This window comes from Halioxenophilus aromaticivorans (assembly GCF_042850945.1).
In the GTDB taxonomy this organism is placed as follows: Bacteria; Pseudomonadota; Gammaproteobacteria; order Pseudomonadales; family Cellvibrionaceae; genus Halioxenophilus; species Halioxenophilus aromaticivorans.
Map to the genome: position 1 here is coordinate 4696062 of NZ_AP031496.1, position 13488 is coordinate 4709549.

Annotated in this window: 10 protein-coding genes; 3 read left to right on the forward strand and 7 right to left on the reverse strand. The window is 52.4% G+C overall.

Translation table 11 applies throughout. The features are described 5' to 3' along the window. Positions 1-70 precede the first annotated feature (70 nt). The gene (locus ACGHM3_RS20085) at positions 71-967 is read left to right on the forward strand and encodes a prenyltransferase (RefSeq protein WP_345423244.1); all 897 of its coding nucleotides are present in this window, start codon (positions 71-73) and stop codon (positions 965-967) included. 21 nt (positions 968-988) lie between these two features. Here ACGHM3_RS20085 and ACGHM3_RS20090 read toward each other — a convergent pair whose 3' ends face one another. The 3 genes from ACGHM3_RS20090 to ACGHM3_RS20100 all read right to left on the reverse strand — a co-directional run bounded on the left by ACGHM3_RS20090 (position 989) and on the right by ACGHM3_RS20100 (position 7309). Continuing rightward, positions 989-1939 carry a hypothetical protein gene (locus tag ACGHM3_RS20090; RefSeq protein WP_345423247.1) on the reverse strand — a complete coding sequence of 317 codons (951 nt, stop codon included), beginning with the start codon at positions 1937-1939 and terminating at the stop codon, positions 989-991. Positions 1940-2628: 689 nt separating this feature from the next. Then, entirely contained in the window at positions 2629-4596 is a 1968-nt protein-coding gene (locus ACGHM3_RS20095; RefSeq protein WP_345423250.1) for a sulfotransferase, read from the reverse strand. A 124-nt stretch (positions 4597-4720) separates the two neighbouring features. Further along, positions 4721-7309, reverse strand: coding sequence for a TonB-dependent receptor plug domain-containing protein (locus ACGHM3_RS20100; RefSeq protein WP_345423253.1), 2589 nt, complete (start codon positions 7307-7309; stop codon positions 4721-4723). A gap of 241 nt (positions 7310-7550) precedes the next feature. Between ACGHM3_RS20100 and ACGHM3_RS20105 the strand changes: the two genes are divergently transcribed. Both ACGHM3_RS20105 and ACGHM3_RS20110 read left to right on the forward strand, forming a co-directional pair. Beyond that, complete coding sequence (locus ACGHM3_RS20105; RefSeq protein WP_345423256.1) at positions 7551-9140, forward strand: BCCT family transporter; 1590 nt, start codon at positions 7551-7553, stop codon at positions 9138-9140. 63 nt (positions 9141-9203) lie between these two features. Continuing rightward, a complete protein-coding gene (locus ACGHM3_RS20110; protein WP_345423259.1) occupies positions 9204-9671 on the forward strand; it encodes a MarR family transcriptional regulator in 468 nt (155 codons plus the stop codon). Between the two features lie 54 nt (positions 9672-9725). Here the strand turns inward: ACGHM3_RS20110 and ACGHM3_RS20115 are convergent, their stop codons facing one another. From ACGHM3_RS20115 to ACGHM3_RS20130, 4 genes are all read right to left on the reverse strand, one after another. Beyond that, positions 9726-10157 carry a hypothetical protein gene (locus tag ACGHM3_RS20115; protein WP_345423261.1) on the reverse strand — a complete coding sequence of 144 codons (432 nt, stop codon included), beginning with the start codon at positions 10155-10157 and terminating at the stop codon, positions 9726-9728. 89 nt (positions 10158-10246) lie between these two features. Further along, complete coding sequence (locus tag ACGHM3_RS20120; RefSeq protein WP_345423264.1) at positions 10247-11146, reverse strand: MBL fold metallo-hydrolase; 900 nt, start codon at positions 11144-11146, stop codon at positions 10247-10249. A gap of 195 nt (positions 11147-11341) precedes the next feature. Next, the gene (locus tag ACGHM3_RS20125) at positions 11342-12214 is read right to left on the reverse strand and encodes a hypothetical protein (RefSeq protein WP_345423267.1); all 873 of its coding nucleotides are present in this window, start codon (positions 12212-12214) and stop codon (positions 11342-11344) included. 194 nt (positions 12215-12408) lie between these two features. After that, positions 12409-13332 carry an intradiol ring-cleavage dioxygenase gene (locus ACGHM3_RS20130; protein ID WP_345423270.1) on the reverse strand — a complete coding sequence of 308 codons (924 nt, stop codon included), beginning with the start codon at positions 13330-13332 and terminating at the stop codon, positions 12409-12411. Positions 13333-13488 lie beyond the last annotated feature (156 nt).

The following is a 13488-nucleotide window of genomic DNA, read 5'->3' on the forward strand; positions in this document are numbered from 1 at the left end:
CTCAATGGTTGCTACCTAAAAGCTCGTTACACTGGAGGCCTTATCCCCGTCCCACTCTATGAGCTAACCTATGCGCATTTCGACACTGCGCGCCGTTGTTCAATCTTCACGGCCACCTTTTTTATTATTAACACCGGCCTGCGTTGCTCTCGGTGCCGCTTGCGCAGCTCACAGTGGGTTTTCATACGGCGCGGCTGACCTTATTTTAGCCCTGATCGGCGGTATAAGCGCCCACGTTAGTGTAAACACGTTTAATGAGTACTTTGATTTTTCCAGTGGTCTCGATGCGACCACTGAACGCACCCCGTTTAGCGGTGGTAGCGGCTCTCTTTTAAAAACACCCGGCGCGCTTAATAGTGTGCGCAATTGCGCCTGGGCCACGTTGGTTTTAGCCTTCGGCATCGGTTTGTATTTTTTAATTCAGGCTGGCCCCGCCATTGTTCCCATTGGCTTGCTGGGGATAGTCATTATCTACGCTTATACAACCTATATTAATCAAAGCCCATGGGCATGCCTGATTGCTCCAGGCTTAGGATTTGGCCCACTCATGGTGATTGGTACCCAAGCCGCTTTAACTGGGCGTTATAGCCTCTTAGCCGTCGTAGCATCGTTGATCCCTCTGTTTTTGGTAAGCAATCTCCTTTTGGTGAATCAATTACCCGATATACAAGCAGACCAAAATGTGGGCCGCCGCCATATCGCCATAACCTATGGCTGGCAATTCGCTGTAAAAGTGTATTTAATTTTAGCGTCGGCTGCTTTCGTTAGCGTTTGGGTTGGAATTATATTTGGCTCTTTACCCTCTATGAGCTTTTGGGTTTTACCGATAATCGCTTTGAGTGGATTGGTTTATAAAAAATTAAGCGGGGCAACCAAGATTACACCTGAAATGATGCCAGAAATGGGGCTAAACGTGCTGATCGCCATTGCGGCACCAGCTTTACTGGCCATAACTCTACTCTTGTGAAGCGTGACCACTACTAAAAAATTATTCTTTTACGAAGTCAGCGCGGAAATAAAATTCCAATCGTAGAATCACGGCCCAGCGCGGGTCATATTCGTCTTCTTCTGCGAAATGCAGTTCCGGCACAAAATCCAAAAACAACACTTCATCGTGGATATCCCGCCTAAAATTCATTTGCACATAGTAGTCTTCTACGTGCAAATTAGAGGCGCTTTCCAACTCCGCGATCATCGCCCAACGAACCACAGTGCGCGCATTAAGCACCTTGCTAAGCTCTACGCGCTGTCCGAATTGCATTTTGTCTTGCTCTTCCCGCCATTGCAGCTGGCTGGTAAAGCGCAAAATACTGGTTTCACTGAGACGACGATTTAGCTCCCAACGAGACCGTACAGAATAGCCCTCGCTGTTGAACCAGGACGCTCGATTGTAGGATTCCAAATACCAGGGGCCATCTTTTTGCTCCCACATGCGGCGGCTGGATACCCGTAGGTAAGGGTCCAAAGGTGTTCTGAGTTTTAAACCACCATTGACGCGGGTGCGCCAGGCTTTTTTGGGGTCTGTATCGCTGGACTTCTCCAACCCAATCACAGAAGAGTTTTTAGTCTCTTCTAAGTCTCGGTTAGCCGCTCGCCGGTTACGCTCTTCCTCTTCGGTTTGAGTTTCTTCGGGGTTACTTTCAAATACTAATTTAAGGCGCTTTTTTGTGGTGGGCATATCCACTTTAAAACGGGTACCTATGCTGTTGGTAAAGCCCTCCGAGTCCATCCACTCCAGCTCTTCGCTCACCCTCAAGTACGACCGGTTATCAACATCTAAGAAATCATCGGTGCCAAAATAACTGTCCAAGCTCCGCGAGGAGGCGTCCACCCAACCGGAAACCTTAGAGCGCATGGGCTCGATCTTTTTGATCGCCCACATGGGTAAGTCCGACCCATCTACGATGATTTCCTCCGTAATTCTTTGCTCAGCAGCCAAAGCTCCCCCCCCCCAAATGAGAAGTAACCAAGTCGCCGGCAATAACCGGAAAAACAACCGTGAATTTTTAGTCATACCGTTAGAGTATCAATAACTTCCAAGTTAACGCCAGATTGTGGTCTGCGCGGGTCAAACCAAACATCACCACCTATTAGCAACAGCTGGTACAAGAAACAAAACTTTACGTTTATCACACAGCTTCGGGGTTTACAGCAAAACTAACTCCCAGAAGTCTTTCCTGCAAACCGCCGTGCCACTAATCTAGCTTGGCGCCATATTAGCCAAGCCTAAACCGGCATTCAATGCATACCCGCGCAATCTATTTAGCATAGCAATATTACGAGCTCTAGTGCCGCCTACCTCCCACTTGGAGGCTTCAGTTGAGATCGTTGTCGCACTTATTTCAGCGCCAGCGGAAAACCAAGCGGACCCGAGAGCTTACAGCCTCAGCAAACCCGGGTAAAACGTGACTGCATGGGTAAATGCCCACCAAAGGCCATTATGGATGTCTTGATAATCCATTAATAAAATGGTTGGCCTAATGACATGGGTGTCTCGATAAGCCCCTATAAAATGGTTGGCCTAATGACATGGGTGTCTCGATAAGCCTCCATGACGTGGGTGTCTCGATAAGCCCCTCTAACATGGGTGTCTTAATAACCGGGCGGGGGCGCAGCCGGTATTTAGGGCTATGGCAAGAGCTTGGCGAGCTTGGTTTTTAGGGGTTGCAGAAACTCTTCGTAGTGCTGCCATTGGTTGACGCCGGTTTGGTAGAGGGGTTGGCGAACTTGCTCTGAGCTGGCGGTTCTTACTGCTCGCTGGTTTTTGTGGAATTCCAGGCACTGGTCCTCAAACGGCAAACCGCAGTAGTCGAGCAACCTGGCCACTTGGCCGGGCAGATCGGCGACGACTTGTTCGTACTCCATCAGCAGTATTTGCTCCGGGAATAGCTGCTGCCAGTAGTCCATTAGTGCTACGTAATCGGCGTAGTATTGGCCGATGTCGTCCAGCGAGTAGGTAAACTCTTGGCCCTCGGCAAATAACTGCTTATAGCCACTAAAACAACAGGCCAGCGGGTGGCGCCGTGCATCGATAATTTTAGCGTTGGGCAGCATGAGTTTAATCAAGCCAATGTGGCGAAAGTTATTGGGCATCTTATCGATAAAATACAGCGCGCCCTGGCGATGCACCTGGGTGTCGCGTATGTATTCTTCCCCCAGGGCTTTTAGCTGAGCCGGCGTAAGTTGGGCAATGGCCTGGGGGTAATGATTATCGCCACTGAGAGTGTCTCCCCTGCGTAAACGATGCACCAACGACAACACATTGGGCAGCTCTAAGGTTCCATCCACCTGGCTATGGGACGCTAGAATTTGTTCCAGCAGCGTAGAACCAGCTCGGGGAAGGCCCACAATAAAAATAGGCGCTGGTTCCGGATGGCCGCTGCCGGCAAAATGATCGATGAGCTCTGGGGTAACCACCTGCCGCTGTTGCTCGAACTCTTGCGTGATTTGCTCGGCTTGGTAACGGCTTTGCTTGCGTTTGGTGGCATTGCCTTCACGGTAGTGGGTAAAGGATTGGGCGTAGCTCTGTGCATCTTCATAGGCTTTGCCCAGGGCAAAATGCAAGTAGGTTCTGTCCATAGGTGACAAATCACCGCTGGTAAGCTGCGCTTGCATCTGTTTAATATCGGCACTGGTGAAGGTCACCGTTTTTAAATTCGCCAATGCGTACCATGCCTCACCGTGGCCAGGGTTGGAGGCTATGGCTGCGCGGTAGGATTCGATGGCGGCCTGGGTGTCACCCGCGGTTTTTAAGGCATGGCCCTTAGAGGTTAGGGTGATGGGCTCCCCTGGCAACTGCGCCAACACTTGATCAAACAAGGCCACCGCCGCGTCGTAATCGCCGGTTTGCATTAATTCGATAGCATAAACCGAGCGCAATTGCGGGTGTTCTGGCTGGCTCTGCCAGAGCGCTTTGGCTTCATCCCTAGCGGCAATAAATTTCTGCCGTTTGCGCAGCACCTGCACATAGGCCAAGGCAACTGCAGTGTTGTCCGGCTCAAATTGCTTGGCACTGGCGAGCAAAAATTCGGCTTCTTCTAAGGCTCCCAACTGCACGCCAATTTCAGCCAATAAGCGCATGGCCTCAACATAGCGCGGGTTCTTTTGTAAAAATCGACGACACAAATCCTCAGCTTTAAGCCATTTGCCATCCGCCATTAAGTCCATTACCGATAACACCGCCTTTGGCTGGCGCTGCAAACCGGTTAATTGTTGGTGGGCGGTGTTTGCCACCTGGGGGCGCTTTAGCTGGCGAGCGAGGTCAATTTGATTGCGCCAGCTGGCCAATAATGCGGCGTTACTGCGAGCGGCGCGCTGGTAGGCGCTAAGCGCTTTATCCAAATAACCCTGGGCTTTGTAGCAATGCCCCTCTTCTTGAAAGGCGCGGCCAAAACCTGGCTGCAGTTGTTTGAGCGTTTGCAAACAATCTAAGGCAGCTTCAATACGATCCAAATAGCGCAAGCTTACGGCACGAAAATACAGGGCATCGGTATCCGATGGATTTTCCGCCAAACTCGCTTCGGCCTCGGCCAGCGCGGCGTCGAAATCCGCATTGCGTAAATGGTTCTGTATTGCCTGCAATAATTCGCCTTGCACGCAGGCCTCCTTAAATTGTGTCGCGTGAATCCGAGGGGTGTTGATAAAGCTTATACCAAAATCGCAAAAGCCCCAGCATGGCCGGGGCTTTTGTGTCTGGCGATGCCAGCAAATAGAGAGCGACTTAAAATTTATAATTTAAGCGCAGCCCCATGGTGCGTGGGCGCGCGTAGGAGATGCGAGCGCGGTCGTATACAAAGGTGCCCGCCAGCTCGGCACGCTCGTCGGTGAGGTTTTCAACAAACAGCTCTGCCCCCCACTGATCGGCGCCAACCCCAGCGGTTAAGCCAAACATCACCCAGCTGTCTAATTGCAAGCGGTTGATGGTAATAATGTCGCTGTAGGATTCGTCGGCATAGGCCATATGCGGCATCACATGGGCCGTGAGGCCGTTCATTTCCCACTCGTAGCGCATTTGCAGGTTAGCTTGGATTTCTGGCGCGTAGGCAAGTGAATCGCCTTTACGCACATCGTCGGTTGGTGTCAGCACCTTGGTGATTTCGGTATCCAACAAAGAGATGGCACCGGTAAACGATAAGCCCGGCACTGAGTCCGGTTGGTAAATAAAGTCCGCTTCCAAGCCCATCACTTCGGCATCAGCCGCGTTGTCCGAGAAGAACAGGTTGGTAATGCTTGGGTCGAAAATAGTGGTTTGCATGTCCTCGATTTGGACATAGAACAAGCTGCCGTTAAAGCGCACTTGGTAACCGAACAGGTCGGTTTTCCAACCCAATTCCAGGTTCAACACTTCGTCTGTGTCCAGCGCGTAGGGCACGGTAAAACTGCCATCGGCATTACTGGCACCGCCGGGACGGTTAAGCAATCCAGGGCGGAAACCCTCAGACACTGTTGCGTAAAACAAGGTATCTGCGGTGGGTGTCCAATTAGCCGTAAATTTGAAAATGGTACCGTCGGTGGCGGCGGTATCCGGTGCTTGCAGGGCAGCAGCGACTGCGGCCGGAACATCCACACTCGGGTCGTCTACATCGGCCTGGGTGTAGGTGATATGGTTAGCGGTGTCACAGGATCCGCGGAAGGTGACCTCGCCGTCAGCGTTGTAAATATCGCTGATATCAGTTCCATAGGCATCGGCATCGGGCTGGAACAAGTTACAGAAGGATGAGTTGGCACTGCCTTCAAAGTCCACTTCAATATCGTAATAGCGAGCACCAAACACCAGGGCCAGGCTATCGGCTACGTCGAAGGTAACTTCACCAAAGAAACCGAACTGCTCATCGGTACGCTTAACATCGTTGCGGAATATTACGCCATCCGGGAATGGCCCCGCATCCGAGGTGTAACCGGTGGTGAATGGGTAGTTGGGCGAGAAGCCCACCTGGCCAAAGCCCTGAATCACCGATGACCCTGGATAGGTAAAATCGTTGCGTTCTTTCAGCTCCAAATCACTGTAGAACCCGCCCACGGTGGCGCGGATGGATTTGCTTTGATCGGTGCTCAAGCGCAGCTCATGGGTGGTAACTTCGGTTTCCGTGGTGCTATCCACAAACAGGTCTGGCGCCTGACAAGTACCTGCCGGAGCAGCGCTGCCGGGATAGGATACCGAGCCATCACAAATGTAGTACGGCAAGTACTGGCCTACAAACAGGTAATCCGAATAGTCCACTAACTGGTCGGTGTCGCGGCTGGTAAAAGCACCGGTGTAGACCATTTCCAACTCAGCCACGCGGCCGGTAAGTGTCCAGGCAACGTTATCGAATTCGTCTTCGATGTTGTCTGGCTGGTAGTGAGAGATCGCCAGGTCGTCGTCGCCCAGCTCTGGGTCGGCGTAGAAGACGCCGTCTGATTCCAGCTCTTGGTGCGCAACCGCGAGGTAGCCATTCCAATCCTCGTTGAAATCGAAGCTGCCGCTAACGCGGGCACCGGTGTAAGTGGTTTCGTTAAAATCGTCTTCCACCAGGTCACTGTTATCAGCGGCAATAAAGTTCACTGCGCTCAAATCAGAACCCGCTTGGAAGCCAGCACGATTGGCCGATACAGGCACACCATTGGCGCGCACGGTGCCTTCAGGGCGGAACCGCGCACTGTCTTCGGCGGTTAAGCTGCCGGCGACGTTATCGATATAGCCGCCCTGGGTGTCGGTATAGGCAACACCACGTAGCGCAAAGCGATCACTTACGCGCAGGTTACCCATTAACTCTATATTGGAGCTGTCGTCGCCGCCGGAGGTGGTGGCCAAACCGGCTTTAATTTTACCGTAGCTTTCGGAATGGTCTGGCTTATTAGTAATAAGGCGCACGGTACCGGCCTGGGAGCTGGCGCCAAACAGCGTGCCCTGGGGGCCTGCCAGCACTTCCACTCGGTTCATATCGGCGGTGTACACGTCCAGGTTGCGGCCAGGCTGGGACAGTGGTTGCTCGTCCAAGTACATGGCGACATTTGGCGCCAGGCCTGCCACACCCGCAGTGGTTAAGTTAGGCGTGGTGGATGCCACCCCACGGATGTATACGGTGTTTTGGCCAGGCCCACTGCCGCCAGCGGTAACACCCGGCAACTGAACTAGGTAGTCCTCAAAATTGGCGATACCCAGTTGTTCCATTTTTTCTTCGGTTACGGCCGATACCGCGACCGGAATATCCTGTGTGCTGGCGCTAACTTTGGTGGCGGTTACCACCACTTCTTCTATTTCTGCGTGGGCCAATTGACTGGCAATAGCCGACAGCACAGCGCTGGTTAACAGCTTCTTGTTAAACATGAATTCCTCGTGTGTGAATCAGAAAGGTAGGCGTTGAGATATTTTTTAGTGGTCTAAACATACTATAGTGTATAAAATTGAGACACAACAGTTCATTGAGATTTTTACTGGCGCCAAAAGCCGAAAAAACCCAATAAAATCAAACAACAACACTCTTTGCATTAGTAACCGCTGTAATCGTTTCCCACCTGGCACCGCTTACCTTTTATTAGACATCAAAGTAATTTAACTCCGGAGATTTATGCGCCGCGCAAGACTCAACCACTACGATACCGATTACGAGCTTGGCCAAGACAACGTCGAAGTATTAGGTTTGGATATTCACAACCCGGTGTTTGCCATCAGCGCCGGGCTGGTGTTGCTGTTTGTCATCAGCACCATCGCCATGCCAGAGCTGGCCAATAGCTGGCTGAGCGCAGCCAGGGCCTGGTGCATTAATCACTTCGACTGGTTCTTTATGGCCTCGGCCAGCGGCTTGCTGATATTTTGCGTGGTACTGATTTTTCTACCCGTAGGTCAAATCCGATTGGGCGGAGCCGCCGCCAGGCCTGAGTTCTCCCTGCTGTCCTGGTTTGCCATGCTGTTTGCCGCGGGTATGGGCATCGGCCTGCTGTTTTGGGGCGTGGCCGAGCCCATTGCCTATTACACTGGTTGGGCCGGCACCCCCATGAACGCCGAACCCTTTAGCCCCCAAGCGGCGCAGCTAGCCCTACCCGCTACCCTCTACCACTGGGGCTTAAACGCGTGGGCCATCTATGCCGTGGTGGGTTTATCCTTGGCATTTTTTTGCTACAACAAGGGCTTGCCGCTCACCATCCGCTCGGCGTTTTATCCGCTGCTGGGGGAGCGCTGCTGGGGCTGGCCCGGCCATATCATTGACATCCTGGCCGTACTCGCCACCATCTTCGGCTTGGCCACTTCTTTAGGTTTCGGCGCCAACCAAGCCGCCTCCGGCTTGCACTTTTTATTCGGTATCGACGATGGCCTTGCCACTAAAATTGCCGTTATCTGTGGTGTTACCCTGTGTGCGGTGGTATCGGTGATACGCGGCCTAGACGGCGGTGTGCGCCTACTCAGCAACCTCAACATGCTATTGGCAGCGTTACTCATGGTATTGGTATTTTGCCTGGGCCCCACCTGGGATATCGTGCAAAGTTTGTTCGTCACCGGGCGCGACTACCTAACAAACCTCATTCCACTATCGAACTGGGTAGGCCGGGAAGACCAAGACTGGCTGCACGATTGGAGCGTGTTCTACTGGGCTTGGTGGGTCAGCTGGTCACCCTTTGTGGGCATGTTTATCGCGCGGATCTCCAAGGGCCGAACCATTCGTGAATTTATGGTGGCTGTGCTGCTGGTGCCCACCTTGGTGACGCTTTTGTGGATGACGGTGTTTGGCACCAGCGCCTTGGAGCAAGCACAAGCCGGCGTTGGCCAATTGGCCCAGGGTATCGACAAGATGAGCCTAGCCACCTATCAAATGCTGGAAAACCTTCCTTGGGCAGCCCTCACCTCCGCCATAGCCACGGTACTTGTGATCGTATTTTTCGTCACTTCTTCTGACTCCGGTTCGCTGGTGATCGACAGCATCACCGCCGGCGGCAAACTGGACGCCCCTGTACCTCAACGTATTTTTTGGGCTGTGATGGAAGGACTCATCGCCCTGGCCTTATTGGTCGGCGGCGGCAAGGCAGCATTGGGAGCATTACAATCCGGCGCCATTGCCACCGGACTGCCGTTTACCTTGGTATTGCTGATGATGGCGCTAAGCCTAAGCCTGGGCTTGCGCAGCGAAGTCAAACAGCTTTCGGCCAGCAACAAAGATGGCTAGTTTTAGCCCTAAATCGACTTATAATCGGCACAGGATGATCTTGAGTGAGAGTGGTTTAGCACCATGGATAACAACGAACTGGTTTTATCGTCGCTGCGGCGGGTAATTCGCGCTACCGATTTGCACTCTAAGAAGCTGGCCAAAACCAGCGGCCTAACCGCGCCGCAAATTTTGCTTATGCAAACCATCCGCACCAAACCCGATGCCACCATCGGTGCCATCGCCGCAGACATCAGCCTGAGCCACGCCACGGTAACCACCATCGTCGACCGCTTAGAAAAGCGCGGTCTACTCAGCCGCCGCCGCTGTGATAAGGATCGCCGACGGATCTATTTAGAACTGACCGATGCCGGTGAAATCGCCATCAGTCAAGCCCCCACCCCTCTGCAGGAACATTTCGTGCAACGCTTTAACAAGCTCGATGAATGGGAACAACATATGATTATTGCGTCGTTACAGCGGGTGGCGGTAATGATGAACGCCGAGGACATAGAAGCCGCGCCGTTACTGGAAGTGGGCAGTTTGGATTAAAAAAGCCGCCAGGATTTCTCATGGCGGCTTTGATAACAGGCTTATATGGCAGCGTTATTGGTAATCGTTGGTTGGAATTTTAACCATTCCGCGTCGGTACTGCTCGCCTTGCGCCGGGCCCAATTCCTTCAGTGCTTTTTTAGCGTGCTTGGTTAATTTTTTGTGCGGTGCGCCGACTCTAACCTCTTGCAGGGCATCATAGTAGCGGCCGTTGTGGGAAGAGCCCAATGCGCGGGCCAACCAAGACAGGGTGTCAATTTGACCATCCCAAGCATCCGGATACACCTGTAACAACACTTCTGCTGCGACATCCAGTACTTGCTGGTCGTAACCACCACGGCCTTCTATCTGCTTGGCGGCGGATTTTAGTTGGCTTAGGTCGCCGGATTCCAACATGGCAACCAAGCGCTTTTCAGCGGGGTTGAGTGCGGCGTGGCTGAGGCTAACAAAACACAACAGCACAATGGACAACAGTATTCTCTTCATTGCTTCATTTCCCTATTCTTCAATTATGTGGAGCCTGTGTTCAAGCCCCGCAAATTTACTAAACATCGGCCACAAAAACCAGCCGTAGGCTATTCTGCCGGCTCAGGGACATCGGTACGAAAGCCAAAATACGAAGTGTTCATTAATGTGTTGTATACACCTTCGATATTCAAAGGCAGCCACTGGCGATACATTTTAAGGTGATCAAACTCGGAGAGAGTTAGCGATGATTGTGTTTGTGCCAAACTCTGGCCCTGCAGCATACCATCGCGCACACCGGCGTACAGTGCCTTTAGATAGTCTAAATAAGACGCCACATCTTGCTTGTTACCAATATCGGCGTGGCCACCGACAAATACTTCAAAATCCGGCAACGCCAGAATAGCTTCGGTGGAGCGGATCATGCCATGGATGTCATAACCCATTAAATTCTTATAGGGCATTCGGCCCACCACAATCCAATCCACCACGTGCATAACATTGGCCGGCAAAAAACGCATACTTACCGACCCACGGCCGTTATTAACGCCGTGGTATTGCAGCTCCACGGAGCTGTCACCCAATTTCAGCGTAAGTTCTTGGGTGAACGTGATATCCGCAGGGGCGGTGGGCAGCTTGGTCCAGGCCATATCTTCGGCGGCGAGCTCATGGGCTACCACCGTGGCCCCTGCTTGGGCAAACACCTCGCCACCCAATGTGTGGTCCGCGTGGTTGTGGCTGTACACCAGATATTTAATCGGCTTTTGAAAGCGCTGGGCTAAGGCCTGCTTAAGGTATTGCGCCGCTGCCGGTGTGATGGGATCGGTAACGATAATGCCGTCACTGGTCACCATAAATACCGAGTGATAATGACCCGCGGTAAAACGGTAGACGTTGTCTTTAACGTTTTCGATCGCGTATTTTTGTGGCTCGGCTTTAGCCCAGCAACTCCATGCCAGCATCGCTACCGCCAGCCATAAAAACGGTACTGGTAATCTTTTCTGCCCCATCGACTACACCTCTCAATTAAACGTCGTTTTACTTGTGAGGAATTGTTAGGGGCATAGTTCCTCAATAACCAGCCAATGGCCGACTAGATCTTCTTTTTGGTGTTTCTTTTTGGTGTTTCTTTTTGGCCCGCTTTTTTAGACGATGGAGTTCTGCTCTGGAATTATTTATTGGCCGCTTACACGTTGCTCCCTGCTTTATAAACTAAAACTAACACCCAGCTGCACCCGCCAATTATTTTTTACGTGCTCAAATTTAGTGAACCAAGCCAATTGTTGATTTATTTTGGTGTCGGTTTCCAATACCCAGCTGTGGCCGTAATTAACAAAATCTTCGGTCAGTTCAGCCCGCTGGCCAAAGCCCTGGGGGACAAAGCTGTAATACACAAATACCTTGGTGGCACCATAGGTTCGGCCAGCACTCAACACCCACTTGGTGGTGTCACCCAATTTATTAATGGATTCGACGCTGGCTAACCACTGCGGCGTTAACTGTTTGCGCACTTCCCCGCGCACAAAATCGTCGCCCAACATATGCTCTGCGGCCAACTCAAAACTAACCCCGTGGCGCACCGCCGAACTGTATTCCGCTTCCCAGTAATTAGGGTTATCTAAACGCTCAAAAGCGCCGGGGTTATCCGGTTGCGATAACTCGCCGGCAACGATTTCGAATTGATCCTTGGAGGAAAACTGGTGCACGGCACGCAGCCCGGTGAGCCAACCATCTTTGGATAGCCCGGTGGACGACACTCGGCCTTTGTAGGGAGGAATAACACCGGCTTCCAATTTGCCCCGGCGATATTGATAGCGAACAAACGCACGACGCAGCTCTATGGGATCGGCGCCGCTGTCGTCAATAGTGTTGTAACTGGAAGAAAAGGCGTCGCCACTGGCAATAAAAGTATGCAGCGACAGGGCCTCGTTGAGAGCAAGGCTGGGATACCAACGCAACCGATACTGGTAGCGGTCCCCGACTGATTCCCGCCAGTCATAACGCAGGCTGACGGACAAGGGGGCGGCAAGGGATGCTGTAACCTGCGCCCGGGCCGGCGCAACCGTCCCTGCCGTCATTATCAATCCAATAGCCACTCCAATTACCAACCCTAGGGCAGAACCGTGTACAAACAAGAACCATTACCACACTGACGAAACCCGGCCGCCAGTGTAGCCAATAGCCGTGACATTTATGTAGCACTTTTACAGCTATTTTAAGCCGCGTTTGTAGCACTCGCTCAGCGATAGCGAGCCTGCCCTTGGGGCCGAGTTTATACATTAATTTGCACCGCCTTGTACACCAACATGGAACCATCCCACTGGCGCTCTACCTCAAATAGATAGTCTTCCACCCCGTTGCTGGGGAAGACGGTGTCACGAGCGTTGCTGGTGTCTTTGGTTTGGCCGGTGTAATCGCTGTTATTGAGATAAATATCGTTGGCCAGATTATCGTCGAAGCCAAACTGAGAGACCAGTTGCTGGTTACCATCAAGGACGATTCTAAAATGAATGTGGGTGGTGCGACTTGGGTACCAGCCTGGAAAACACCCTTTAAAATACACGACGCCGTCGGCATCGGTGGTCTTAATACCTCTGAACCAACGCGCCGCCAGGGCTTCGGAATCATTACCGGTACAAAATCCGGCGTTGAACTGGCTCACGGCGTGGGCCGCCTCGGAATTATCACCAGAGTAAATCCCTTCGGCGTCACACCACCACACCTCCATTACGGCACCGGCCACTGGCTCACAATCGGCATCCACCAATTTCATGGCCAGGGTCATGGGTACGCCGGGCTGGCCCTCGGAGATGTCATCGCGCTCGTCTTCCACCTCAAAGAAGCACGGCCCCACGGTGAATTGATCGGTTAAAGTGCAAGCGTTTGCCAGGCCGCTATCGAAGGGATTGGTCGTGGGTGGGAAATCCGCCTCCATGGCATTGGTGCCGCCGGTGAGCCACTCGCCCTCGGTCACCGTGGTATCCGTGCTGGTGTCTGTACCCGTACTGGTATCGGAGCCGGTGCTGGTATCTGACCCGGTATCCGTGTCTGAATTGGCGGTATCGCTGGAAGAAGACGATGAACCACCACCGCCACCACAGCCAAATAGAGCCAGGGCCGAGGTCGCAGTGGTTGCTATCCCCAGGTGACGCAAAAGAACACGACGGGAGATTAAAGGGTTGTTTGTGTTAGGCACGGTTTTGACTCCGAATGTATCTGGTAATAAATATTGCTAGTTATAGCTGGAGGCTATTGTGCGGACAAATTAAGCAAACAATGTGCAATCAATATGGAGACTGAAGGAACTGCTGCACAATTGCGCGCCCCGATAAGAGCAACAGTGCAAAACATG

Bases quoted from the DNA above. Each gene is read 5' to 3' on its own strand.
- ACGHM3_RS20085 (WP_345423244.1), top strand. From the start codon at position 71: ATGCGCATTTCGACACTGCGCGCCGTTGTTCAATCTTCACGGCCACCT.
- ACGHM3_RS20115 (WP_345423261.1), bottom strand. From the start codon at position 10,157: ATGAAGAGAATACTGTTGTCCATTGTGCTGTTGTGTTTTGTTAGCCTC.
- ACGHM3_RS20120 (WP_345423264.1), bottom strand. From the start codon at position 11,146: ATGGGGCAGAAAAGATTACCAGTACCGTTTTTATGGCTGGCGGTAGCG.
- ACGHM3_RS20110 (WP_345423259.1), top strand. From the start codon at position 9,204: ATGGATAACAACGAACTGGTTTTATCGTCGCTGCGGCGGGTAATTCGC.
- ACGHM3_RS20105 (WP_345423256.1), top strand. From the start codon at position 7,551: ATGCGCCGCGCAAGACTCAACCACTACGATACCGATTACGAGCTTGGC.
- ACGHM3_RS20125 (WP_345423267.1), bottom strand. From the start codon at position 12,214: ATGACGGCAGGGACGGTTGCGCCGGCCCGGGCGCAGGTTACAGCATCC.
- ACGHM3_RS20100 (WP_345423253.1), bottom strand. From the start codon at position 7,309: ATGTTTAACAAGAAGCTGTTAACCAGCGCTGTGCTGTCGGCTATTGCC.